Origin of the sequence: Pedobacter sp., assembly GCF_041645105.1 — a bacterium.
In the GTDB taxonomy this organism is placed as follows: Bacteria; Bacteroidota; Bacteroidia; order Sphingobacteriales; family Sphingobacteriaceae; genus Pedobacter.
Window position 1 is genome coordinate 57232 of record NZ_JBAZQQ010000001.1, and the last position, 26027, is coordinate 83258.

Sequence of the window (26027 nt, forward strand, 5' to 3'; positions counted from 1 at the left end):
TTATTGTTAATAATGTTTGTTTGTCTAATTACTCCACAAATAAAGCGTTTTATTTTTGTAAAATTCAAAACACACCAACAAAAACACAGTAAAATCAATAATTTTTACACATAAAAATTGCAAAAACTATAAAACTATAGTAATTTATATGGCAAAAATCAAAACCAACATAACATTATAGCAAAAAATGGAGTTATTTTTTGATAAATAAATAAAAATCACACTAATTGAGATATTTATTGAAAAATATTCTGCCAAAAGACCAAAAACAACAAACAAAAGATATAAAAAACACAAAAACAACAAAACAAAATCACCAATTGACCTAAAATGAGATTAAATTTTAGACAGAATGATAAACACGAGCAAAATACACCTCTCAAAAAGGCGAAAAACAGAATTAATGAATGATTTTATTGATTTTACCTATTTAGGCAAATATTCGGAGCCTTGAACTACTCCTCTGCGTTCAATTTCCTTATCAATATAAGTTTGGATAGCAGATTTATTCAATCCCCAGTTGGGTGCAATAAGTAAATCCCAATCAGAAATTCCAAATAAGCGCTGAATAACGATATCAGGCCTTAATAATGGAATCAATTTGCATAACAGATCAGTATATTCTTCAAGACTGAATAGCTTGAAAGGTTCTTTCTTATATTTCACACCCATTATAGAACCTTCAACAATATGAAGATGGTGGAATTTAACGAATTTAATTTGCGGGAATCGGTTAATTTCATGAATATACTCCAGCATCATTTCTTCAGTTTCCCAGGGAAAACCAAAAATAGTATGTACACAAAGGTCTAGCTTTGTATTTTCAAGCAACTTTACAGCTTCTACAAACTCCCCATGACTACAGCCTCTATTGATCTGATTCAGGGTTTCGTCATATATAGACTCCATACCCATCTCCAGATCTACATCAAACCGATCGGTGTAACTTTCCAGCAAGGCTACCTTTTCCGCATCAATACAATCAGGTCTTGTTCCTACAGAAAAGCCTACAACATCATCAGTATTTATAGATAAGGCCTCATCGTACATCATTTTCAAATAATGCACAGGCGCATAGGTATTCGTATTAGGCTGGAAGTAAACAATAAACTTATCAGCTTTATAAAAGCCTTTCCCTCTTTCCATCCCCTGTTCTAATTGTTCGCGGATAGTAGGTAACTTTCGGGAAAGCTCCGGTGTAAATGAATCAACGTTGCAATAGGTACAACCACCATAGCCTTTACTGCCATCGCGATTAGGACATGTAAATCCTCCATCAACAATTACTTTAAACACACGCTGCCCCTTATACTTTTGTTTAAGATGCGTACCGTAATTATTATATCCCTTAATACCTAAATCTAACAGAGTTCCCAATTTGCTTTTATTTTCTGCAAAAGTACGGCTTTTTAATTTATTCAAATAAGGATGATGATCATTACTACTTATTTGCTTGATAAATCCTTACATAATCAACCTCCATTACTGCTGGAAACACATTTTCATCAACTCCTTCTTTTCCACCCAGGTTCCCACCTATTGCAATATTCAATAAAAGATAAAACGGATGATCAAATGGCCATTCAGCATTCGTTTTATGCTCATTAATTACCGTATAATATACTTTATGATCTAACATAAAATCCATTTTTTCAGGTGTCCATTCAACAGAATAGGTATGAAATTCTGTATATGGATTCTTTATAAAAGCGGTAGTACCTTTCTGCGTTCCTTTAATATGGTTATATGCAGATGTATGAATTGTACCAAAGATGGAATCCCTGCTAAAACCTACGTGCTCCATAATATCAATTTCTCCACTTTCGGGCCATCCTACTTCATTGATATTAGCCCCAAGCATCCATGACGCAGGCCATAAACCTCTCCCTGCAGGCAATTTCGCATTAATTTCTATCTTACCGTAAGTCCATTCTGCCTTACCTTTAGTACTTAAACGTGCCGACGAATACTTTTTCCCTTCAATATCAGCTTTTCTCGCTGTTATGAATAGTTTTCCATTTCTCACTACCGCATTTAAAGTATCGGCTTTTGTATAATACTGCAATTCATTATTACCCCAACCGCTTCCACCAACTTCATATCCCCATTTGGTACTATCAGGCAGGCCGGTATAATCAAACTCATCAGACCATACCAGCGTATAGTTATCTATAGATTTTTTCGAATTCTTTACCTGACAAGAGGTAATAACAAGCATGCTTAAAACGATTATTAAAGTATATCTCAACATTACTAAAATTAATAAAGATTAATCATTCCAGACATTTCCAGAATTTAATTGTTTTTTTTTAAAAAATGAGGGCGTATTAAGGGCTACCCAAAAATTGTATTTTCCTGGCAGCCCCTTAAATTTATTTCGGATATCCGTCGTTCTGTGGATAATTTGGTCCAAGCAAATTCAACTCTGACCTTGGTATAACCCAATTTACCATATAAGGTCTCATTACTCTTCTGGCATCCGAACGATATGGGAATGGATCTGAAGGAGTATTGGCATGACCCGGAGCATTCTCGACCGTCAAGTCACCTGCCTTTCCATAACCAGCATGATCTACAACATAGTTATAAAGCTTCCCGGTTCTTTTCAACATATAAAATCTACGGCCTTCAAATGCCAGCTCCCTGGCCCCCTCATCTAATATATCTTCAATAGTTACAATCCCTGTTAACCTAGCCGTATTGGCTCTGAAGCGTACTTCATTCAGATAGAACAAGGCCTTATCATTATCATCAAGCATCATATTGGCTTCCGCAGCATAAAGATAGGTTTCAGCAGATCTGTATACCATCAGGTTTTTTGTCTGCGAATCTTCTGTTGGAATGCCATCATCCGGGAAATACTTTTTACAACCTGCATTTAAGCGAATAAAGAAAGCATTCCTGTCTGCTGCCACAGGAGCAAACTCCTGCCACGTTGCATGGACAATTTTCTGTCCCAATACTTTTCCCGCCGGTAAAGTTGCGGCATCATTATATACATAATCTTGTATATAATATGAACCCTTCATCCTGGTATCATTTGGATCTTCTTTTAACAGATCACGTAAATAGTTATTCAACGTTAACCATCCAAAGCCTCTCCCCCCTTGTTCAATACTATACTTCGAACCCGGAATAAGCTCAGCATAATTTGGCATCAGGTTAAAGTTTATTTTATAAGCAGAGCCATTTACCTGACGTTTCCACTGTAATGCCCACAATGCTTCTGAATGGTTTAAATCACCTTTAAAAACCAATCCAGTCTGAGCAACCAAGTTATGACGACCAGAATTTATTACAGCTTCCGACTGCAATTTTGCCTCCAACCAGTCTTTCTGCCAAAGTGCAACTTCTGCTTTCACATGACGGGCAGTCCCCTGCGTAATCCGTCCTGTTTCCGTTGTTGTCCATTCCAGATTGGCAATAGCAAAGGTCAAGTCATCCTTAATCAACTTATAGATATCAGCCTCCGGAGTTTTATCCTGAATAATATTTAATGCATTCTCTGGCGTAGTCGGCTCCGTAGTCACATAAATATTATTAAACAGTTTAAACAAAATAAACACAGAGTTTGCTCTAAAAAATTTAGCCTCAGCCAGTACTTTATTTTTACGCTTTTCATCCATAACCTGAATCTTCTCTGCCGCCTGTATCAGCGCATTAGAACGATCCACAATACGGTAATAAGTCCTCCAATAATCTGAATAAACACCGCTATTATCAGCATGAGTACCCGATTTCATCAAGCCATAATTGGAAATCTCTCCACCACGTGGAACTGTCAGATCATCTCTGGAATCAATCACTATTGGATTTGAGCCATTATTAGCCTGGTTCTCATAAAAGGCACGTTGTATGTTATACAAGCCTACCACTCCAGACTCTAACCCTTCCGGAGTATTGTAAACAAAATTTGCTGTAAATTGAGAAGTAGGCTCCTCTGTCAGGAACTTCTTACAAGAAGAGAAACTCATCACAGCAACTAAGACTACAATTGCTATCCTGATATTTATATAATGCTTTTTCATTTCTAATTTCTTTTAGGGTTAATTAAAATCCAACTTTCAGACCCAATGTAAATGCCTTTGTATCTGGAAAATCATTTGGATTATTCTCCGGACTATAGGATTTATAATCTGTAATGGTAAACAGGTTTGTTCCTGTTAAATAAATTTTAGCATTGCTTACACCTGCCTTATTGATCAATGATGATGGCAAGCTGTAACCCAATGAAAGTGTTCTTAACCTTACATATGATGCATCTGCAATACCCAAAGCCGTAATGTTCGACGGAGCATTGTTATAATTAGGACGTGGATATTTATTTGATGGACGTTCCGGTGTCCAGTAATCTACTTTGATACCATTCCTTACAGATTGGAAAGTTCCACCCTCATTAAAACTTGCCAGATATGGATTGTAACGGGTTGCACCCTCTACAATATATAAATCTGCCAGCAATTCAAAACCTTTGTATTCAAAATTAGTAGAGATTGAACCGAACCATTTTGGATCTGTACCAATAATCACATTATCCTGATCATTGATGATGCCATCACCGTTTACATCTTTAAGTCGGATCGCTCCTGCATATAAAGTCGCTAAACTTTGGAATGGTGTTACCGTACCTCCTTTTGAACCTTGTGCCGAAGCCAACGCTTCTGCATCAGTCTGGAAAATACCATCAAAAACCATGGTACGTATTATATTTATTGGACGACCGACATATCTGCTTCTACCTAAATCATCCTTGGGCTTTCCATTGACATCAACAATTCCCGTTTTAACAATTTCATTGGTATTTCTAGCGAATGTACCTGTTACTGACCAGTTCATTTTAGAATTTCTAATCAGTTGGCCGGTTAATAACAATTCTATCCCTTTATTCTTAGATGCTGCTCCATTGGTAATTGTAGAACTAAATCCCGATGTCCCACCTAATGAGATATCAGCTAGTAAGTCTGTAGTTTGTGTATTATAATACTCCATTGATCCAGTAATTCGGTTTCCAAACAATCCGAAATCAAAGCCTGCATTAAAAGTGGTCGATGTTTCCCAGGTTAAATTGGGATTAGGTAGCACAGTCCCCGGAAGATTCCCTCCTACAATCACCCCACCAAATATATACGGGTTTGCATCTACTACACCTAAGGTGGTATATGGATTTAAAGACTGGTTTCCAACAGCACCATAACTGGCTCTGAATTTCAACTGATCAATAACCTTAACATCTTTCAGGAAGTTCTCCCTATGCATTTGCCATGCAACGGAAGCCGCAGGAAAGAACCCCCATTTCTTGTTCTCTGCGAATACCGATGCACCATCACGACGAGCCGTTAAGGTTAATAAATATTTATCCATTAGGTTATATCGTGCCCTACCTAAAAAGGAAGACAATCTATATTGTTCTTCTGCACGTGTTGTTTTAAAATTCAAGGCATTGGTAATCCCATCAAAACCCAACAAATCATTCCCAAACCCTGTTCCCGTCATTAACGTCCTGGAAGTATTGCGTTGATTTATTGATTGTACAAAGGTGAAGTCCAGCTTGTGAATTTCATTGATCTCTGTTTTATAATTAAGAATATTTTCTACCAAAAACTCTTCTCTCAGCACATTTGCAAGTGTAGCACTTCCATTGGGAGTAACACCTGCCGAATGTAGTTTAGAAAGATAAGTACCTTCATCTGCAAACTTCCTGCTAAATAAAGTATTCAGTTTATAACTGAAATTTTCACTGAATTTATAGTTTCCAACAAGATTAAGGTTATAAAAATTGTTTTTAATCTCGTTATCAGACTCACGAATATTCCACAAAGGATTTATTGTGCTGCTACTTGCATTTGCTCCAGCCACATTTCTCACCAGGTTTCCGTTCAGGTCATAAGGACCTGTGAATGGAGAAATAGTTATAAAGTCCAGGTTGGCCGATTCCCTTCTTTGCTTATCTGTTGCAATATTGATGTTAGCTTCAATACTTGCCCTGTCATTGATTTTCTGATCTATGTTGAATCTGAATGAACCTCTTTTATAAGCAGAAGATGGTATTAAACCCGATTGATTAAAATAAGTAGCACTGGTAAATATTTTTGTATTGTCTGTACCTCCACTTAAACTTACCGTATTACTGCTTAACCAGGTATCCCTTAAAACTGCATCCTCCCAGTTCACATAATTACCAGCTTTAAAGTTGATATACTCCGGCGCTTGCGCTGAACCACCAAAGTTAACTTCATCTGTACTGTACGAGCCATCTGGATTATTTGTTCTTTTTGCTTCTCTTCTAAATTGAGCAAACTCTTCTGCATTATACAGGTCAAAGTTCTTCGTCAGTCTTTGCGCAGTGAAATAAGAACTTATACCTACCGTCATTTTACCAGTAGCACCTTTTCTTGTAGTAATCAGAATCACACCATTTGATGCCCTTGCTCCATAAATAGCTTGCGCCGAAGCGTCTTTTAAAACCTCTATTGAAGCTATATCTTCGGGATTCACATCGTTGATATTTTCTATCGGAAATCCATCGAGTACAACTAAAGGATCATTTCCTCCACGGATAGAGTTTCTTCCCCGGATCTGAATATTGGAAGTACCACCAGGCCTGGCCGAACCTAAAGTCACCTGCACTCCTGCAGCCTGTCCTCTAAGCATCTCTGCTACGTTGGTTGTCGGAATTGCTGTTGCCTTTTCCATACTTACCGTAGAAACAGCGCCTGTTATATCAGATTTCTTTTGGCTACCATAACCAACTACAACCACTTCCTGCATTTGCTGATTTGATGATTGTAAAACAATATTTAAAACTGTTTTGCCGGCGACAGGCACTTCCTGCACCTGGAAACCTATATAAGTAAATATTAATACATCATTATCAGCCACTGATATTTCGTATTTACCATTTACATCTGTAGATGTTGTTTTTTGCGTTCCCTTTACTTTAATACTTACACTTGGTAAAGTAGAATTGTCCGAACCATCTACAACCCTTCCACTAATCATCTTTTGCTGTGCAAAAGAACTGACGGAAGAAAACAGGAGAATAATTAATGTCATTAACCCGAGCACTTTTTTGTAGTTCTCTCTCATAAATTTGCTTGTTTTTAATTTAATTGGTTTATTTTGGTTAGCAGTTCAATAGTAGTTTAGTTTAGTTGTCCTATGAACACATATGTAATTCAAATTTATTCAGAAGCTTTTTAAACCTCGAAAATCTGCCTACTATAAAAACAATACAATGTATTTTAATTTATAACTTAGCCTGCTCAGCCCTACTACATTAATACTACACAAACTAAAAAAACCGCTCTTAATACCATTTCATGAAGAATCTGTTGTTAATTGTTTTAATAAATCTCTCGGTATCCATCTTAAGGGCTCAAAATCCAATCGGCTTACCACAGATTGTAAATTACAGCAATACGACCTATAAAGGAGGCATTCAGAACTGGGATATCCAGCAGGATAAAAGTGGCATCATGTACTTTGCAAACAATGAAGGCCTCCTGACTTTTAACGGAAGATATTGGAAACTTTATCCGCTTCCAAACAAAACTATCATTCGCTCCTTAAAAATAGATACCAGTGGAAGAATATATGTTGGAGGCCAGGATGAGTTCGGTTATTTTTACCCAGATCAAAACGGAGTATTAAAATACACTTCCTTAAAGCAACTTATCCCATCAAATTATAGACAATTTTCTGATATCTGGGACATTGTCATACTAAAAGACCAGGTCTTCTTCAGAACCGTAGAAAAAATCTTCCAACTAAAAGACAAGGCAATCAAAGTTTATCCCTCAAATGAAATTTGGGACTTTATAGGTAAAGTCAATGATCAGCTTTACGCACAGATTAGAGGAAAAGGCTTATTCTGGTTTAAGAATGGAGCATGGCAAATCATCAATGAAGACGCTAACCTGAAATATAACACCATAACAGCAATTCTGAATTATGATGCAGAAACCACGCTGATTACAACATTAAAGAATGGAATCTTCCTCCTTAAGGACCATGTACTTACCAAAAAAATAACAAATGCCGATAATATCTTCAAAAACGACAGGATTTTTTGTGCTATCCAGCTCAATAATGAACAATTTGCATTAGGCACAACTTCTGCCGCCTGCATTATCATCGATAAAAATGGAAACGTACTTCAAAAGTTCTCCTATGATGAAGGCCTGCAGAAAAATAATATCAGAAGTCTTTTTATCGATTATGATCAAAATCTATGGTTAGGCCTCGACGATGGAATTGACTTTGTAGCCTATAACAGTCCGGTTAAACAGATATTCCCGGATAAAAACAAACAAGTAACGGGCTATTCTACAAGAATTTTCGACAAAACACTATACCTGGGCACCTCCAATGGTCTTTTCTATAGTCCGCTTAGTCCTGGCATAAAAGACATCAGTTATTCCAAAAACTATTTCCAGGAGGTAAAAAACACCAAAGGTCAGGTCTGGAGTTTAAATGAAATCAATCAGAAGCTATTACTTGGACATGAAGACGGTGCCTTCATCATTGAGAAAAACAATGCCATGCCTATTTATAGCAATATAGGCACCTGGCTGTTTGAGGCAGTCTCCTCCCTTTATCCTTCTTCTGGAATTATTTCCGGCACCTATAATGGCTTGCATAACATTGAGTTTTCTAATTCAAAATTCACAGATAAAGGCACAATAGGCGGACTTACCGAACCCTTACGTTTTGTTCACTATGACCAAAGCAGTAATACAGTATGGGCTTCACATCCTTATCGTGGTGTATATAAACTGGAATTGAGTAGCGATAGGAAAAACATCATAAAACAATATCTGTTCACCCAAAAAGAGGGCTTACCATCAACCCTAAACAATTTTGTATTCCATATTAAAAACAGAATTGTTATTGCGACAGAAAAAGGTGTTTATGAATATATATCCCAGAAAAACAGATTTGTACCTTCTGACTTTTTTAAACCCATTTTTAACAACAATCCGCTTCAATACCTTAAAGAAGATAATGATGGCAATATCTGGTTTGTAAGCAACAATGAAATTGGAGTAGTCGATTATCAAAAAAACTCAAAAAAAGGCCCATTTACTATTGTTCATTTCCCTGAACTAAACTCAAAGCTAGTGGCAGGTTTTGAAAGCATCTATCCCTATGATAAAGAGAATATTTTTGTAGGGGCCAACAAGGGAATTTACCATATCAATTATCTAAAATACACGCATAATGTTAAAAAGCTCAATGTTCTACTAACCGAAGTGGCACTTTTCGGTAAAAAGGACAGTATTATTTACGGAGGGCATACTCCAGCTACTATTGATGCAACTCCTGTACAGATTAAAAACAGCTTAAACTCTCTTCGTTTTGAGTTCTCATCAACATTGTTTGAACAACAAAATAACATCGAATTCAGTTACCAATTGGAAGGATTCGATAAAAACTGGTCAGACTGGTCGGCCAAAAGTGAAAAAGACTATACCAATCTGCCTTATGGCACTTTTAGTTTTAAAGTAAAATCCAGAAATAACTTAGGTAGCGAAACTGCCCCAGTTACCTATACTTTTACGATTCTACCTGCCTGGTATCAAACGAATATTGCGTTCCTAGTCTATTTCTTACTTATTGTCATTTTCCTTTACCTACTTATCAAATGGCAAGCAAAAAAGCATATTAAGGCTCAACAGCAACTTAAAAAAATACATCAACTGGATATTGAAAAATCTGAGAGTGAAATTATACAATTGAAGAATGAGAAGTTAGAAAGCGAAGTTAATTTCAAAAATAAAGAGCTGGCCATTACAACTATGCACCTTGCACAGAGAGGGAAGTTACTACTCAGAATAAAAGAAGATTTATATGCCTTACAGAAACCTGAAGGAGATGAAAAGAATACAGAAAAGATAAAAGGCCTGTTAAAATTGCTGGATGAAACAGAAAAAAGTGATAACGACTGGAGCCAGTTCTCCTTACATTTTGATCAGGTTCACAATAACTTTCTGGCCACGCTAAAACAGAAGTTTCCACATCTTAGTCAGAATGACCTTAAAATGTCTGCTTACCTGAAAATGAACTTATCATCAAAAGAAATTGCCCAGCTATTGGGTATTACGATCAGAGGTGTTGAAGTTGGTCGCTACAGATTAAGAAAGAAACTGAATCTTTCTTCAGAAGTCAACCTTTTTGACTATTTATTGCAGGTAACGAACTTGAAATAACAGAATCATTAAAACACAAAGGCTACCTCAAATTAATGGGGCAGCCTTTGTGTTTTAATAAACTCTACTGAGAAAATTACTTTAACAAGCTATCAATAGCTGTTATCACTTCTGGTTGTGAAGGCATTGGTGCATCCATATCTACCATTTTAAAATCTTTATCAATCAACAGGCTTCTAGGAATACCTACAATATTATAAGCCTGAAGTTTTGACCTGTTGATTAACCACTGGTATCCATCTGCTTTACGCTCTTCTACACTTTTTTTCCATGGCTTTTCATTGTCGTCAATTGAAAGCGAGACAAAAACCACATTCGGGTTATCTTTATACTGTAGTTTAAGCTTTTCGTAATATGGCATTTCTTTCATACAAGGCCCACACCAGGTTGCCCAAAGGTCAACATAAATCACTTTACCTTTTAGGCTACTCAATGATACCTGATTCCCGTTCAGGTCAACGGATATAAAATCCACTGCCATATCGCCTTTTCCGAAAGACATTAATTTCTGCAACATTTTTCGTGCAGCAGCTTTATAACTTTCCGTTTTAAACTGAGCAATTTTTGGCTCAAAAGTAGCCAGCACTTTTTTGTCGCTTACTTTTTGCATATCTTCAACCAACGTACTTATCGCATACCATTCACTAATAGTTCGAATGTCGTTCGTTTTGCCTTCCTGTTTTATCACCTCTTCAGCAATATCCCGATATACCACCAATTTCATCAAAGAAGGATCAATAAAACCCTTACTATACTTAGCCACTGTTGAAGCAATTGCTTTTACATAATTCTCAGCATAAACTTTAGCTGCTGAATCCTTTAATTTAAATACGTAACGGCCATACACTTCTCCACTATAGATACTATTGATCAGATCTGCTTTAATACGAGCATTTTCCAGGCGGATAAACTCCTTACTTACATTTTTTATTCCTGCTAACTCCTTAGTACGCAAATTAGCTTTCTCCTCAACTATAGCTATGGTAGCTTCCGGGCTTTCCTTTAGATTCTTACCTGCTTCAAGAAATGACCCTCCTTTAGGAAAAGGCGTATTCTTCATATAAATATTTGCTGAGGCACCCTGCCCATTAAACCTAGCTAATCCAGGATTGCTTTGATCAATATACACTTCTAAATTGTCGCCTGGAGAAAGATAAAGCGTATTACGACCCAAACGATAGTAACTGGCATGAGCTGCTTTAAATTTAATACTAAAATTCCCATCTGCATCAGGCACAATTACTCTTTCTGCTGAAGGAGGGAGTAAGTATTGAAATTCTGACAAATCCGCGATCTCAGTTTGATTACTAAAGCCTTTCAATTGACCTTTTATGGTAATTAAACCCGATTTCTGCTGTCCAGATGCACCACCCATTATAAATAAACCCAGGCAGGAAATTACGATCAGTTTTTTTAACATTTCTATTTAATAATTCAATTACAACATTTTAAATTATAGCTTTTTATCAGCTAACAACATTTTAATCATCAATTCTAATTCATCTTCATTATCTCCATCAGTTCTGAAATTTGAGAAGACAACACGACCTTGCTTGTCTATTAAGAAGTTTACAGGTGCAGCCCCTCTGTTATCCAGATTACCTTTTACTCTTCCTTTAACATCTTCTAAGGGCGTAAAACTGTAACCACTTCCTTTCATAAACGGAACTACGTAATCATTTTGTTCTGAGACAATATTAATACCCACATAATCAAAATCCTGTCCTTTAAACTTACTGACAACATTTTCGAAATGTGGGAATTCACCCCTACATGGACCACAACCGGGAAACCAATAGGTTAGTAATACTACTTTGCCTTTATAATCGGACAATGATGTCTGGCTGGACGTAAAGTAATTTTTCAACGAAAAAGGTGTTGCAGGTTTAGCGTTATCATTGATATACTTCATAATATCAGCATCTACCTGATGTGGATCCTTACCTAATTTTGCCCCCATACCCATGATTGCCCAGATTAACTTCGTGTTCGGTTGCTTAGCAAATGAAGTAATCAATGACGTATATGCAGTATTGGTTTTACCCGCTGAGCTTTCCATTTCTGCTTTTAAAAAAATAAGCTCTTTGTTAAATTTAAAGTACCTCGGAACCTTTACCTGATCTAATTGAGACATAGCTTCCGAAAGCTTGTTATTTTTTGCTAAATCACCGGCATCATTAACACGTTGCGCTTGCAGCTTTAAATTAGCCCACTCCTTTTCATGTTTTTCAATCTTAGCCATATCCTCAGCCAGGGCTAAAGCCTTTTTTGCATCCTCCATCAGCAATAGATCAAAATAGGAAGTCATACCACTTGAAGACCAGTTAAACTTTGCTGGCGAATAGCTTTTGCGCAACAACTCAAAATATTTCAACTTATCAGCAATAGCCTTAGAACGAGTAGCATACCAGTATAAAGCCTGAGCTCCGCGATCACTTTCAGGGAAACGTTTTACAACATCCATTGTTAAATCATGATACATTTGCGGATCTTTATCCTCAAAACTACTTGAATAATAAAATGCATAAGCTGCATTTTGAGGATCGCTCTCTGCTGCCTTTTTCAAGTACTCATCTCCACTCTTAAAATCGCCCCAGCGTTGTGCATCTATCCATAGCCCATCCCAGGCTTCTGCAAATTTGGGATCAATAGCGACTGCTTTTAACAAATATGGTTTTGCTTTAGGACTTTCATCATTTAAATAAGCTTCGGCTATGGCATAAGGTACTATGGCCGACTTAGGAAATTTCTTCATCCATTTGTCGTACTGCGCAACTACACTAGCATTATTTACATCAACTGCCTTCAGATAAGCATTATGGAAACTTAAACTATCTGGAGCAGCCTCTACAGCCTTAGCCAACTTTGAAATTTCGCTTTTACTGGCAACTACTTCTGTCTTTTTATGCTGAGCTATAGCCAGACTTGGTATAGCCATACCGCAAAGCATGGCTATTTTTATAAATCTTTTCATAAACTCTTATTAATAAGGATTTTGTACAATCTGACCTTTACCAGCATCCATTTCAACACCATTAATAGGTACCGAAAAGCGTTTTGCACTTAAAGTATAAGTCTTAGGTGCATTTACATTTACCCCACTGAGGCTTACGTCAAAGAAATCACGAGTAACAGTAACATCATCTGCTGGATATTCATTTACGCTGAAACGGCGGATATCATACCACCTCATTGAAAAAGGCATTTCTCTTCTCCTTTCTTCCAGAACCTTTTTGATAGCATCGTCTTTATCTGTGGCGGTCAAAGAAATATCTGTTAAAGGCATGTCTTTTCTCATTCTCTTTCCTCTAAGAATATTTACCGCTTCCATAGCACCTGATATATTTCCTTTACGCGCCAACACTTCAGCTTTGTTTAACAAAACCTCCGAAAAAGTGGGTCCCTCAGGAATATACTGTCCATCAGAGAATACTGTATATCTGAATGCTGACGGGGTTATTACAGCAAATCTTCTTCCTCCGTTAGAGATCATAAAACTCTTATAACGCAGATCATTTTGTTTATCATGATAAACAGACAGCAAATCTTCACTTGGCAAATACCATTGACCACGAGTAGCAACATAACGTGTATAAAAAAACTCGGACCAGTATAAATATTTAGATGCCCCCCAATCATTCTGCTCAACATATTCCAATTTAGCTTCCGGACTGGTGTATGACTTTGACAGCCCCTGCTTTAAAGTATTGTAGTCTACCAATTTAGCTACAGTACTTGTCAGTGCAATATCTGCTTGTGCTATACTCTTGTCATACTCACCGGTAAACAAGAACACACGACTCATAAACGCAGCTATTGCTTTCTTACTCACTCTCCAGGCACGTAATGGATCAACCTCATCATTTGCTACTTTTTGCGCCTCAGAAAGATCTGCTAATATGAAATCATAAGTTTCCTTTAATGTGGACCGTTTTAAGGACTCATTATAATCTACCGTTTTCTTAAGTGGTAAACCTAAACTATTTAAATTTGCATTATTATAAGGTGCGCAATAATAATTGGCTAATACCCAATAAGCATATGCTCTTATAAAATGTGCATCAGCTTTTACACGTTGCTTACGTGATTCATCTCCAGCCACTTCATCAACATTTGCAAGAATAAGATTGGCAGTAAATATCTTTTTATATTCACCCGTCCATAAAAGATCTGAAGCAAGCGCAACTACTCCATCAACACTATTTACATAGTATTGAATTTCATCCATAGTAAAAGCAACTACGTTATTTTTATATAGATCCCTGGGAATCCCTGTATCATCCGTCGAATAAACGGCAGTTGCACTATAAACTAAAGCAAAAGCTGTCGCATTGTCTACCAAGGCTTCCAGTTGATCAATTGTCTTAATACTAGCTTGTTTTTTAGGCTCTTCTGAAAGGTATTTTTTACACCCTCCTAATAGAATGATCCCAGTTATTATCAATATCGATTTTATTAATTTCATAATGTATAGGTCTTAGAATTGAAGGTTTACACCAAAAGTATAGGATTGAACAGGTCTGTTTGTACCAGGTAACCAATCAGGGTTATACCCTTTACTATTGGCATGCCATATCATACCCAGATCACGAGTTTGAGCAAAAACTTTAACATTGTTCATCTGTATCACTTTTGCCAGTTTTTTCGACAGCTTATATTCCAATGTCAGTTCTTTAAGTTCTATATAAGAAGAGCTTTCTACCAAACCACTCAAAACTGGAGTATAACGATCCCACAGATAAAGATTAGTTTCATCAGGATTACCAAAACCTGGAATATTTGGATCACCAGCCAATACATCGCTGATATATTTATTTACAAAAGTTTTATCATAACCTACCGTTGTAGAATAATTGAAAGTAGGGTTGCGGTATACACCCCCCATTTTCCCCACAAATATGGCCGTAAGGTTAAAATTCTGCACCTTGATGTTATTTACCCAACCTAAGGTATGTGGTGGTGTTTCTGTACCTTCATAATTCAGGAAAGGCAAGCCCAATCCCCTGTTATATAAACTCACATCATTAAACGACTGCGAAGTACCATCAGGTCCGGCAACATAAGGTACTCCATCCCTCATTCCCAGATAATCAAACGAGTAAACCGAATTTACTGGTCTTCCTTCTACAAAGGCTCCATCCATCATCTGATAAACGTATAATGATGGATTATACAAGCTATTGATGTTGTTATAATTATAGGCATAGTTAAATGAGGTACTATATTGAATCGGCGTATTTGGAATTGCAATATTGGTCCCCAATGAAATTTCAATACCTCTGTTTGTAATCCCGGCATTGTTAAATTTCTGACTTGTTGTTCCTGTTGCAGATGGTAAAGCTACTATACCAATAATTCCCTCTCCCTTTTTGTTATAAAGGTCTATTGATCCAAACAACTTGTTGTTTAATAAAGCGAAATCAACCCCAAAGTTTGTGCTCGTTGTTTGTTCCCAACGTAAAAATGGATTCCCATTATCAGCAACAGTACCTGTAATTGTTCCCGTACTTCCGTTCAGTGCTGAACCAATACTTAAAAGTGCCTTTGTAGATGTACTACCATCTACATTGCCATTTTTACCATAAGTTAAACGAAAATCTAACCTATCTATAAAATTCAGTTTATCCATAAATGCTTCATTCTTCGCATTCCATTTTGCACCAACAGACCACAATGGCGACCAGCGCAGTTTTGGATCATCAGTAATAAAGTTAGAAGCATCACTTCTCACACTTCCTGTAAGAGTATACTTATCATCATATGTATAGGATGCATTACTATAGAAAGAAACATACTTAGTACGTCCCCAATCAAAGACAGTATTTCCACCTGGAACAGTAGCATTCTTACCTTCAAAATCCTTAAACTGATCAACAGAACTGCCATAACCATATGGAGGCGTGGCAGCCTGAAGCTTATCCGAATAATAACCGTAAACATATGGATTGGCACGTTGATTTGTGGTATATTGTGCAATTTCCATACCTGCAATTGCAGAAATACTATGTTTGGTTCCAAAGTTTTTATCGAAATTGAGCTGATTTCTTAACAAATAACTTTCCACGTCCATATGATTAACATCATATTTGGCTCCGTTAGATCTGGTAAACTCACGCCCCTTTAAAATACCACCTTTTGGAATATAAGCTTTCCCTAAAGTTTTAGTATTATCATTATATTCCGTCATGCTGTTCGCCAACTTTCTAACATAGAAGGTACTTTCATCATAAAAATCATTATAATCAGTCTTTGCTCTTTCATATTGAAACTTAGTATCAAAAGTTAATCCTTTCATGACTTTTAAGTTCAGTCCCGCCTGAATTCTTGCATTCAGTGTCTCACTTTTCAAATTGCGGCCTTTCACCTCACGTAATAAGTTATATGACCAGTCAGAATATGTAAATTTATCATACGGAATAAGTGAAAGTTGCTGGCGGTTATAGTCCTTTAAATTCGTTCCATAACTCCCGTCAGAATTTAACAAGATTTCATACGGAGAAAGCTCTTGCATTTCAGCTATTGTTGCTCCACCATTTTCCTGGTCTTTATACTGTAAATTAGCAGAAAGGTTAAAATTCAGAATCTTAGAAATCTTATAATCATTGTTAAAATTAAGGTTCACACGATCATAGCCATTTTTAATATAAGAACCTTTATTATTCTCATACATTAAAGACACATACGTTTTAGATCGTTCAGTGCCCGACTGCAGATTTACGTTATACTGGCTTAAAATTGCTTTACGCATCAGTAAATCCTGAAGTTGCGACCTGTTACTGATTTTACTTAAACGATCAAGTCCAGCATCCATTTCCGCTTTACTTATGGTACCTGCATCATTGGCATACATCAACTCTTGCGCCAGGGTAAGCGACTTATCAATATCTCCAAAAGATCCAGCAAATTGATCAAAGACCCAATTGTTTTCAAAAGCTTTACGTTCATAAGCGATATGATCAGCCGAATTAGCTTGCATCAGCACCTGGTCAAGGTCTACCCTATTTGATATTCTTGAAAACACATTAGCTTCAATTTTAAGCTTCGTATCAGCTTTTGTCTTTTTGGTAACTATAACAATTACCCCATTTGCAGCACGTGCACCCCATATTGAAGCTGCCGCAGCATCTTTTAAGACCGTAATTGATTCAACGTCATTAGGATTTATGTCAGAGAAATCACTATTTGAAATCGGGAAACCGTCAACTACAACCAAAGGCTTTCTGTCTGCATATAAGGTAGTATTACCACGGATTAAGAAATCCACACTACCATCCGCATTTTCTTTAGCCTGCATACCTGCAACTGTACCTTGTAATGCTGTGGATAAGTTTGATACCGGTCGACGGTCTAAAGCTTCTCTACCTACCTGGCTAAATGAACCTGTAGCGCGTTCTTTTGATATTTTCTGATAACCCGTTACCATCACACCCTCCAGACTTGATGATTCTGGTTCCATCTGTATTTTTAAAGCCTGTCCATTACCTACATTGACTTCTTTGTTTTTATATCCTATATAAGACACAACAACAGTTGTATTTTCCTCTACACCAGATAACTCAAACTGTCCGTTGCTATTGGTTATAACAGCTTTTGTTCCATTCTTTACTTTAACCGTAGCACCAGGTAGTGCACCACCATTTTCATCTACTACAACGCCTTTTACATTTATAGATTTAAAAAGATAAGCGATCTTTTCTAAAACACTTACTCCCTTTTTTCTCACCACAATGGTATTCTGGTCAATTGCATAGGTTAAAGGTTGATTTGCAAACACATCATCCAGCAATACTTTAAGATCTGTATTGCTAGCATTTACATTTACTCGCTTTGCAATCTTTAATTCATTAGGCTCATACAGAAAATCATAGCCACTCTGGCCTTTAATTTCTTGAAATAGTTGCTGTAAGGTGATATTATTTCTCGACAGATTGATTTTCTGTGCAAATGTTGATGCACTAACCTGAAGTAAACTAATCAGGAGAACGATGCAAGTTAAATTAATTCGCATGATGGTTCGTTTTGACGGTACTGGTATTTTTTGCCATATATAGGCACTATAAACCTGCAAAAATTGTAGGTAAAATTTCATACTTTTGATTTGATGGGGTTAGTTGATATGGTTGTTAACTGCAATTTGAAGGGTAACCCTATAAAACTACCGGGAGTGGCTCGAATCACTCCTGGTTCTTATATATTACCCAGTTATACGTAAAGATCTATGGCATAACGGTAATTCTCCTTCCTTCCATTTTAAAGTGAATATTTCCTGTGAGTTCGAATTTCCTTAATACTTCTGATATATTTTTAAAGCGGGATATTGAGCCCTCGTAAGAGCGGTTGTTAAAGTCCTTCGCAAAAACGATTTCCACATCATACCAGCGTTCTATTTTGCGCATGATACTGCGCATATCTTCATTTTTGAATATAAAATAACCACTTTTCCAATCTACTTCAGCTCCTGCATCTACAGCTTTAACGTTTAATTGCCCTGCGTTTAATAAGGCTTGTTGCCCAGGTTTAAGTATAACATCTTCTGCATTATTTTTCACATTACCGGTGCTAACTTTTACCCGTCCTTCTAATAAAGTGGTTTTTGTTTCTCCATCATTAGAATAACTACTGATGTTAAAGTGTGTACCCAGAACTTCAACCTCTTGTTCTTTTGTTTCTACTATAAAAGGTTTATTTGCTTTTGCCACTTCGAAGTATCCTTCTCCAGTCAGCTCTACAACCCGCTTTTTATGACTTGTAAAGGCCGCTAAAAATTTCAATGATGAATTTGCATTTAACCAAACTTTTGTACCATCAGGCAAATTCACCTGATATTGTCCACCCTTTGGGGTCGACACTATGTTAAATCCTTGCTCAACACCATTTTTTCCTTTAGTTTGAGAAGCTACCTCATAAACAATTTGTCCATCTGCCGTTTTCTGAATAGACACACCCGCTTGCTCTGCAATTTTTCCGGTGGCCGCATCTGTTAATTCAATCTTACGTCCATCCGCAAGGGTTAATACTGCATGGTTACCTCCAGGCTTCAGATCGTATTTCGTAAAATCCGATTTCCCTGATCCTATAAATATATTTTTATTGGTATAAAAGAAAAGAGCGACCGACAAAGTGATCAGCACTACTGCAGCTGCAGCAACACTACGCCACAGCTTAATCATTTTGTTTTGCTTTTGAATTGGCAATTGTTTAAAACGACTATCTCCAACGATTCGTTGAAATAGCATATCAGACTGTAAATCAGTGAAAGATTTCTCGATCGGACTGCTATTCCATACCTCTTTCATAAAAGCATATAGTTCCTCATTATAACTTGATTCTGAGACCAAATCCATCAGTTCATTATAATCTTTCAGCTGAATCTCATTAGTTGAGTATGCAATCAATATTTTTTGCAGTCGCCTTTTGTCCATTTTCTCTTTATAAATCCTGATCTTTACGCAGGATATAATAGTAATACACGGCAAAGCAAGCATATAACTAGTCGAATTGTAATTATTTTTTCAAATTACATGTAAATTCATAAAATGAATGTAAAAACATATGATGAAGATCAGCTTATTGCGGATTTGCTAAATAGCGATGAAGCTGCTTTTGCCCTTGTGTTCAACATTTATAAAGCCAAGCTTTATAGCTTCGCCTTTCGGTTTTTAAAAAACCGTGAATTGAGTGAGGAAATTGTACAGGAGACCTTAATTCTTTTGTGGACCAACCGACTTACACTTGATGTTAAATACCCTTTAGGTTCTTTCTTGTTTACTATTGCGCGCAGATTAACCTTAAATGCATTAAGAAATGCTGCCACTGCAGATGCTGCCAGAGAAAAACTTTGGACAGAACTTAAACAGGCACATAATGAGACAGAAGATGCCATTCTATTGGCCGATTTAGAGGCTTTTACTGAGCAAAGTATTGCTAAATTACCGGCTCGTCAGCAATTAATTTTTAAATTAAGTCGCTATGAAGGCCTTACTCATGATCAGATTGCTGAATCATTGAACATCTCTAAACACACCGTAAACAACCATTTGGTAGAAGCACTTAAAACACTTCGAAAACAATTCCAGGACTCTGGAATATCTTATAGCCTATTAATCGGCTGGTTCTTCTTGAAATAATGTAATTATTTATCGACCCGCATGGCTTCAATCTCAGCAAGGTACCGGGTCATAGCAGCTTTATAAGTCAGATTCTCTGCTTTTAAGCCAGACAAAAAATCTTTAAGATCGTTCAGGTCACCTACTGTAAAGCCCATCCTTACAAACAACTCTTTATCGCTTTCCCAATTATCAAGATTTACTTTCTTAGAAGCCATCTCCTGATACAAAACCAGCCCCTTTACAAAATCCTGATAGGAAATCGTTTTTTTAAACGCTGCAAAATAATCGATCAGAGTTCTATAAGTGGCAGGCTTCCCTATCCTTACCTGATCAAGCATTAAACTACCCAGCATCGGCCCTTTTAGAAAGACAGTATCTATACCCTCAAAATTGCCACAATGCTTGAGGATTTCAATATCCCGTTTTAACAAGCTATCAGTATCTGCGGTTTTATGTTTTACAAAATAAGGCTCTTTGTCCAACACCTTCTCACAATCAATTTTCTGCTGTGAATAAACTGTGGAGCAAGAAAAGAGGAGCACAGAAAGAATCAGGTATATTACAGGCATAATTCATCAATAAGTTACAAAGATAAGCTTTGTTGTCATCCATTCACCAGGCTAAAAAATGCAATTAAAATGCATTTTAAATGACTACAGGTCATATAGAGTCATACCATACTCATAGGAGAGTCATACAAGACTCATACAAGCCATAGACAAAGAGCAAGCAACAAATTACAAATCAACAAGTTATACTTTTTGATTTGTAAAAAAAACGCAAAAAAAGTCCGTGTTTTATAAAACACGGACTCGCTCATTTCTTTTTTATTTAGTTGCGTTTAACTTCAACCCTTCTGTTCAATACTCTACCTTCTTCGTTATCATTAGAAGCAACTGGTTGTGTTGCACCAAAGCCTTTTATAGTAAGGTTCGCAGAACTCACACCTGCATTTTGCAAATATTGTTTTACAGAATTAGCTCTATCTACAGAAAGCGACATATTATGTGATGCTGACCCCTCAATTGATGAGTGGCCATTTAGCACAAACTTCACAGATGCATCTTTTTTCATTTCAGCTGCAATTTTGTCTAAAATAGCAAACGACTCTGTTTTCAACACACCTGAGTTAAACTCAAATTGTACGTTACTAAAGTTGTAATTAGGTTTTTCAACTACCGGCGCAGGTGCTGGTGCTGGTTCTGGAGCAGGCTCAGGCTTTTTCTCTTCTACTACCGGTGCAGGCTTTTCTACTGGTACAGGTTTAGCAATAGCTTTTTTAGTTTTGCAAGACTGTAAAGAGAACGATAGCAAGGCAATAGCCGCCAATAATAAACTGGTTCTTAAATATTTCATTTGTTTTTTTGTGTTTGTGTTCGTAATAATAAAAATTAAGTTTCACATCTTAAAATGAATACCTATTTAAAACGAAGTTATGACACAAGTAGTATCGATGAGGTTAAAGAGTTTTAATAAACCGCTAATCTGCTAATTGCTGAAATACTAATTAAGGCTTTTCTATAGTACCAAAAACTGTAGTCTTCCATTTTATATAGCCCAATTTCGCACATTGCTCTGCAACTTCGTATTCTATATTAGAGGGTACATCGTTCACAATTTTCCAACGTATGCTGTACTTACTATTGTAACCAATGTAAACGACTACATCATCAAACAATGGCTCAACGTTTTCAAGACCTTTAAGGTGTGTATCCTGCAATTCTTTGGCAAAACGCACTAATCTTTCGTTCATCACTTTTGCCAACGGAGGTGCTGGCTTAACATCTGGTTCTATAATCGCAAGGACAGTTACGGTCATCGGCTAAATATCGGTAATACTACTTTTTTTAGCAAAGCTAATTATTATTCGTGAAATAATTACCATTAAAAGGTCATTAGTATAAAAATTCATATTCGGGTCCCCAACAATCAGATACATTTCAACATATCATGTAACAGCCGAAAAAATCAATTAAATTTGCTGTATGAGTAATGCTGCTTCTTCCAATTCTATTTTCGACAAAATCTTATCTTTCATTGATTATACCAATCAGCCTATATTTCTTACAGGAAAAGCGGGTACAGGGAAAACCACTTTGCTGAAAAGGATTAAGGAAACCAGTACTAAGAAAATGGCCGTCATTGCTCCTACTGGTGTGGCTGCCATGAATGCTAAAGGCACTACCATCAATTCATTTTTCCAACTTCCTCCAGGTTCTTTTTTTCCTGGTGATATCAGTTTAGAGAACCTGCAATCGGGCTTTATCTCTATTCAATCAATGGTATCTGACCTCAGTTATACCAGGGAGAAACTAAGTTTGTTTAATGAACTGGAACTCTTGATTATTGATGAGGTATCAATGGTACGTTGCGATTTGCTGGACGTTATTGATGCTATCCTCCGCTCGGTAAGAAAAAACAATGCTCCTTTTGGAGGTGTGCAACTCTTATTGATTGGTGATCTTTACCAGCTTCCTCCCGTTACTAAAAGGGAAGACTGGAGCTTTTTAAGCAGAGCATATCCTTCTCCATACTTTTTTGATGCCTTGGTGATCAGGAGATATCCTGTTTTACAAATAGAGCTGACCACTGTATTCCGGCAAACGGAACCTGAGTTTATCAATATATTAAATGACATCAGGAACAATCAGATTAATGAAACCGGACTTGAATTGCTGAATAAAAGATATCTTCCTGAGTTTAATGTTGCCGATGAAGTAAGTCCGATCATCATCACATCGCATAATGCGGAAGCCAATGCAATCAATAAGGGAAAGCTGGATGAACTTGCAGGGGAGGAATACACATTTGAAGGTGAAATCAGCGGGGAGTTCAGGGATCTTGGTCTACAAGCTGAACAAACTTTAAAGCTTAAAGAAGGTGCACAGATTATGTTCATTAAAAACGACACGGGCGAAAACCGCAAGTTTTATAATGGCAAAATTGGAAAGGTTAAATCTATTAAAGGCGATGACATCTATATCTCCTTCCCTAATGAGGATGATTTGCTACTTGAAAAAACTTCATGGCAATCTTTTGAATATAAAACTGATAATGAAGAAGCTATTGTTCAGCAACAGGTCGGCGAGTTTTCGCAATACCCGATTAAACTGGCATGGGCGGTAACCATTCATAAAAGTCAGGGTTTAACGTTCGACAGCGCCATTATAGACGCTGGAAAGTCCTTTGTAGCAGGACAGGTATATGTGGCTTTAAGTCGTGTAAGAACGCTAAATGGTCTGATCCTAAAATCAAAGATCAGTACTGACAGTTTAAGGTCCAATACGGAAGTCATCAATTACATGAAGCCAGTTAAAGAAGAAGAGCTGGACAGCATTTTGATTAAGGAACAGGAAAGCTTTATTCTGCAATTGGTGTTGAACCACTTCTCATTTTCTCGGATTTATACCGGACTGGAAGTCATGGCTTCTCATCCAGAGGTAGTAAAATCTATTCTTCCTGAATTTAAGTCTTTATTGGCGCAATTAAACAAATCGGTTAACGATTTAATCGGACTGTCTGACCGTTTCCAGAATCAGGTAAAGCAGCTTCATCAGCAACATGGCTTTAAAGATCAAGAGGCATTGCAAGCTAGAATTGAGTCGGCATTAACCTATTTCAGTAAAGAGCTTAACCTGCAACTGATCAATCAGCTCAATAAGAACATCAGGGTAAAACCTAAAAACAAAATTCAGCAGCAACTGCAGCACCTCATGCAAAAGTACAGAGCGGTGATAGAGAACCGAATGGCATTAATGCAATATGGAGCAGGGCTACTTAGAGAACCTATTGCTGCAGCCGATTATATTTCCTGGATCAATAAGCATAAGGCTCCTAAAAGTTCAAAACCTAATGCCGCCACTAATGATCAGCAAGCTGTGAATCTGCAACTGTTTTAATTAAATAGCACTTAGCTTGTTTCTTTTTGCCTGGTTAAATAATAAATAGGGATTCCAACTAGCACAATAATTAGCCCAGGCCATGTAAATTGTGGTTTAAACCAAATTAACAAAAGACAGAAAGTAATACCCAGAATAATATATAAGGCTGGCAATAATGGGTATCCAAATGCTCTATATGGGCGTTCGGCATCGGGCAATCTTTTTCTGAGAATAAAAATTCCACCGATAGTAAGTACATAAAATATCACTACTACAAAAGAGATCATATCCAGCAAGTCGCCATATTTACCACTAAGACAAAGAATAGCGGCGACCAGGCATTGTGCCCAAAGTGCCCATTCTGGTACACCATGCTTGTTTAATTTCCCTGCATTTTTAAAGAACAAACCGTCTTTTGCCATAGTATAATATACTCTTGATCCCGCAAGGATAAGCCCATTGTTACAACCAAAAGTTGAAATCATGATCATCACTGCTATTAATCCCGTACCAATACTACCGAATATGACTGTAGAAGCAGTTACTGCCACCCTATCTTTTGTAGCATGTGCTATTTCATCCATAGGTAATACCGCAAGATAAACCAGGTTGGCGCAGACATAAATAATGGTCACAATAAGTGTCCCAAGAAACAGACTAAGCCCTATATTCCTTTTCGGGTTTTTCATTTCACCTGCAATAAATGTCACATTATTCCAGGCATCACTACTAAAAACAGAACCCACCATAGCAGCAGCAATACCTCCTAACAAAGCTGTTCCTGCAATTGGCGTTACACTGAACCCAGCAGCAACATTACAGCTATCTACTAATGAGGCCTTCGTAGCCATCCAGGCATTGGTCCAGTTAGCACTCCATACTTCAGGCTTAAACATGACAAACCCTGCTATGATCAATCCAAAAAGTGCAAGTAATTTAGTGGAAGTAAAAATGTTCTGAATCCATTTCCCTCCTTTTACACCACGGGTATTGGAATAGGTAAGTAAAGCTATAATGGCTATAGACATGATCTGAGCGGAACTTATAGAGAAATAAGTTGGAACATTACAAGCATCAAGACCTGTCTGGATCTTAAGTAGTTTATTGTCTTCACTCAATGCAGGAATCAGATAAGCTGCAAATTTGGAGAAAGCGACACCCACTGCTGCAATAGTACCTGTTTGTATCACTGCAAAAAAGCTCCAACCATATAAAAAGGCAATCAGTTTGTTATAAGATTCTTTAAGATAAACATATTGACCACCGGCTTTGGGATACATTCCGCTCATTTCACCATAACTTATAGCAGCAGTCATGGTCATTAAGCCGGTAATTACCCAAACTGCTATTAGCCATCCGGCGCTGCCTACATTCCGTACAATATCTGCACTAACAATAAATATACCTGAGCCGATCATTGATCCTACGACCAGCATTGTACCATCTAAAAGGCCCAGCTCCCGCTTAAAAGAGCCATCCTGATTTTCTTTTTCCATTATTTGTTGGTTGGTTTGGTCTAGGTTGATACTATATGCTACGCTCAACAAGCTCAGCCTTTTCTACAGCTAATATATTTAAAAATCAACACCATACACTATAGCAAAATATTTTTTTATCAATAAAGTACATTTTAATTCCCGGCAATCAGTAATAGATCAGTTATCAGAAAAACAGGAGATTCAAAGTGACTATATTCCAACTAGACTCCAACTATTTCGCGGAAAAGTCGGTATCAACTTGGAATATAGTTGGAGTATAGTTGGAGTCATGTCCTTAACAAAGCGAAAAAAATGTATAACTATATACGGATTAAGATAAAACAAAAAACC

16 protein-coding genes are annotated in these 26027 nt (G+C 37.0%); 3 read left to right on the top strand and 13 right to left on the bottom strand.

Annotated features, from left to right (window positions below; translation table 11 throughout):
* Positions 1-426: 426 nt before the first annotated feature.
* The 4 genes from WC623_RS00215 to WC623_RS00230 form a co-directional block, all read right to left on the bottom strand.
* A complete protein-coding gene (locus WC623_RS00215; protein ID WP_349784732.1) occupies positions 427-1377 on the bottom strand; it encodes a TIGR01212 family radical SAM protein in 951 nt (316 codons plus the stop codon).
* Between the two features lie 64 nt (positions 1378-1441).
* Positions 1442-2218, bottom strand: coding sequence for a family 16 glycosylhydrolase (locus WC623_RS00220; protein WP_372847533.1), 777 nt, complete (start codon positions 2216-2218; stop codon positions 1442-1444).
* Between the two features lie 154 nt (positions 2219-2372).
* Complete coding sequence (locus WC623_RS00225; RefSeq protein ID WP_372847534.1) at positions 2373-4028, bottom strand: RagB/SusD family nutrient uptake outer membrane protein; 1656 nt, start codon at positions 4026-4028, stop codon at positions 2373-2375.
* Positions 4029-4050: 22 nt separating this feature from the next.
* Positions 4051-7053, bottom strand: coding sequence for a SusC/RagA family TonB-linked outer membrane protein (locus WC623_RS00230; RefSeq protein WP_372847535.1), 3003 nt, complete (start codon positions 7051-7053; stop codon positions 4051-4053).
* Between the two features lie 266 nt (positions 7054-7319).
* Between WC623_RS00230 and WC623_RS00235 the strand changes: the two genes are divergently transcribed.
* Positions 7320-10208 carry a triple tyrosine motif-containing protein gene (locus WC623_RS00235; RefSeq protein WP_372847536.1) on the top strand — a complete coding sequence of 963 codons (2889 nt, stop codon included), beginning with the start codon at positions 7320-7322 and terminating at the stop codon, positions 10206-10208.
* 76 nt (positions 10209-10284) lie between these two features.
* Here the strand turns inward: WC623_RS00235 and WC623_RS00240 are convergent, their stop codons facing one another.
* The 5 genes from WC623_RS00240 to WC623_RS00260 all read right to left on the bottom strand — a co-directional run bounded on the left by WC623_RS00240 (position 10285) and on the right by WC623_RS00260 (position 19630).
* Positions 10285-11628, bottom strand: coding sequence for a TlpA family protein disulfide reductase (locus tag WC623_RS00240; protein ID WP_372847537.1), 1344 nt, complete (start codon positions 11626-11628; stop codon positions 10285-10287).
* A gap of 33 nt (positions 11629-11661) precedes the next feature.
* Positions 11662-13182 (bottom strand): redoxin family protein, encoded by a 1521-nt coding sequence (locus WC623_RS00245; protein ID WP_372847538.1) that lies wholly within the window; start codon positions 13180-13182, stop codon positions 11662-11664.
* 9 nt (positions 13183-13191) lie between these two features.
* Positions 13192-14673: a RagB/SusD family nutrient uptake outer membrane protein gene (locus tag WC623_RS00250; protein ID WP_372847539.1), complete on the bottom strand. Its 1482-nt coding sequence runs from the start codon at positions 14671-14673 to the stop codon at positions 13192-13194.
* Between the two features lie 12 nt (positions 14674-14685).
* Positions 14686-18216, bottom strand: coding sequence for a SusC/RagA family TonB-linked outer membrane protein (locus WC623_RS00255; RefSeq protein WP_372847540.1), 3531 nt, complete (start codon positions 18214-18216; stop codon positions 14686-14688).
* A gap of 208 nt (positions 18217-18424) precedes the next feature.
* Complete coding sequence (locus WC623_RS00260; protein ID WP_372847541.1) at positions 18425-19630, bottom strand: FecR family protein; 1206 nt, start codon at positions 19628-19630, stop codon at positions 18425-18427.
* A 114-nt stretch (positions 19631-19744) separates the two neighbouring features.
* On the opposite strand from WC623_RS00260, the gene WC623_RS00265 reads away from it, so the two are divergent.
* Positions 19745-20335: an RNA polymerase sigma factor gene (locus WC623_RS00265; protein WP_372847542.1), complete on the top strand. Its 591-nt coding sequence runs from the start codon at positions 19745-19747 to the stop codon at positions 20333-20335.
* Between the two features lie 5 nt (positions 20336-20340).
* Here the strand turns inward: WC623_RS00265 and WC623_RS00270 are convergent, their stop codons facing one another.
* The 3 genes from WC623_RS00270 to WC623_RS00280 form a co-directional block, all read right to left on the bottom strand.
* Complete coding sequence (locus WC623_RS00270) at positions 20341-20886, bottom strand: hypothetical protein (RefSeq protein ID WP_372847543.1); 546 nt, start codon at positions 20884-20886, stop codon at positions 20341-20343.
* A gap of 262 nt (positions 20887-21148) precedes the next feature.
* A complete protein-coding gene (locus tag WC623_RS00275) occupies positions 21149-21673 on the bottom strand; it encodes an OmpA family protein (RefSeq protein ID WP_372847544.1) in 525 nt (174 codons plus the stop codon).
* Positions 21674-21824: 151 nt separating this feature from the next.
* On the bottom strand, positions 21825-22136 hold the full coding sequence (locus WC623_RS00280) for a hypothetical protein (protein WP_349784641.1): 312 nt from the start codon (positions 22134-22136) through the stop codon (positions 21825-21827).
* Between the two features lie 166 nt (positions 22137-22302).
* On the opposite strand from WC623_RS00280, the gene WC623_RS00285 reads away from it, so the two are divergent.
* Positions 22303-24216, top strand: coding sequence for an ATP-dependent RecD-like DNA helicase (locus WC623_RS00285; RefSeq protein WP_372847545.1), 1914 nt, complete (start codon positions 22303-22305; stop codon positions 24214-24216).
* A gap of 11 nt (positions 24217-24227) precedes the next feature.
* Here WC623_RS00285 and WC623_RS00290 read toward each other — a convergent pair whose 3' ends face one another.
* Positions 24228-25694, bottom strand: a complete 1467-nt coding sequence (locus WC623_RS00290; RefSeq protein WP_372847546.1) for an APC family permease — start codon at positions 25692-25694, stop codon at positions 24228-24230.
* Between the last annotated feature and the right edge of the window lie 333 nt (positions 25695-26027).

Coding starts and splice junctions, on each gene's coding strand:
- WC623_RS00285 (WP_372847545.1), top strand. CDS start 22,303: ATGAGTAATGCTGCTTCTTCCAATTCTATTTTCGACAAAATCTTATCT.
- WC623_RS00225 (WP_372847534.1), bottom strand. CDS start 4,028: ATGAAAAAGCATTATATAAATATCAGGATAGCAATTGTAGTCTTAGTT.
- WC623_RS00290 (WP_372847546.1), bottom strand. CDS start 25,694: ATGGAAAAAGAAAATCAGGATGGCTCTTTTAAGCGGGAGCTGGGCCTT.
- WC623_RS00260 (WP_372847541.1), bottom strand. CDS start 19,630: ATGGACAAAAGGCGACTGCAAAAAATATTGATTGCATACTCAACTAAT.
- WC623_RS00245 (WP_372847538.1), bottom strand. CDS start 13,182: ATGAAAAGATTTATAAAAATAGCCATGCTTTGCGGTATGGCTATACCA.
- WC623_RS00250 (WP_372847539.1), bottom strand. CDS start 14,673: ATGAAATTAATAAAATCGATATTGATAATAACTGGGATCATTCTATTA.
- WC623_RS00235 (WP_372847536.1), top strand. CDS start 7,320: ATGAAGAATCTGTTGTTAATTGTTTTAATAAATCTCTCGGTATCCATC.
- WC623_RS00220 (WP_372847533.1), bottom strand. CDS start 2,218: ATGCTTGTTATTACCTCTTGTCAGGTAAAGAATTCGAAAAAATCTATA.
- WC623_RS00280 (WP_349784641.1), bottom strand. CDS start 22,136: ATGACCGTAACTGTCCTTGCGATTATAGAACCAGATGTTAAGCCAGCA.
- WC623_RS00265 (WP_372847542.1), top strand. CDS start 19,745: ATGAATGTAAAAACATATGATGAAGATCAGCTTATTGCGGATTTGCTA.
- WC623_RS00275 (WP_372847544.1), bottom strand. CDS start 21,673: ATGAAATATTTAAGAACCAGTTTATTATTGGCGGCTATTGCCTTGCTA.
- WC623_RS00255 (WP_372847540.1), bottom strand. CDS start 18,216: ATGCGAATTAATTTAACTTGCATCGTTCTCCTGATTAGTTTACTTCAG.
- WC623_RS00230 (WP_372847535.1), bottom strand. CDS start 7,053: ATGACATTAATTATTCTCCTGTTTTCTTCCGTCAGTTCTTTTGCACAG.
- WC623_RS00240 (WP_372847537.1), bottom strand. CDS start 11,628: ATGTTAAAAAAACTGATCGTAATTTCCTGCCTGGGTTTATTTATAATG.
- WC623_RS00270 (WP_372847543.1), bottom strand. CDS start 20,886: ATGCCTGTAATATACCTGATTCTTTCTGTGCTCCTCTTTTCTTGCTCC.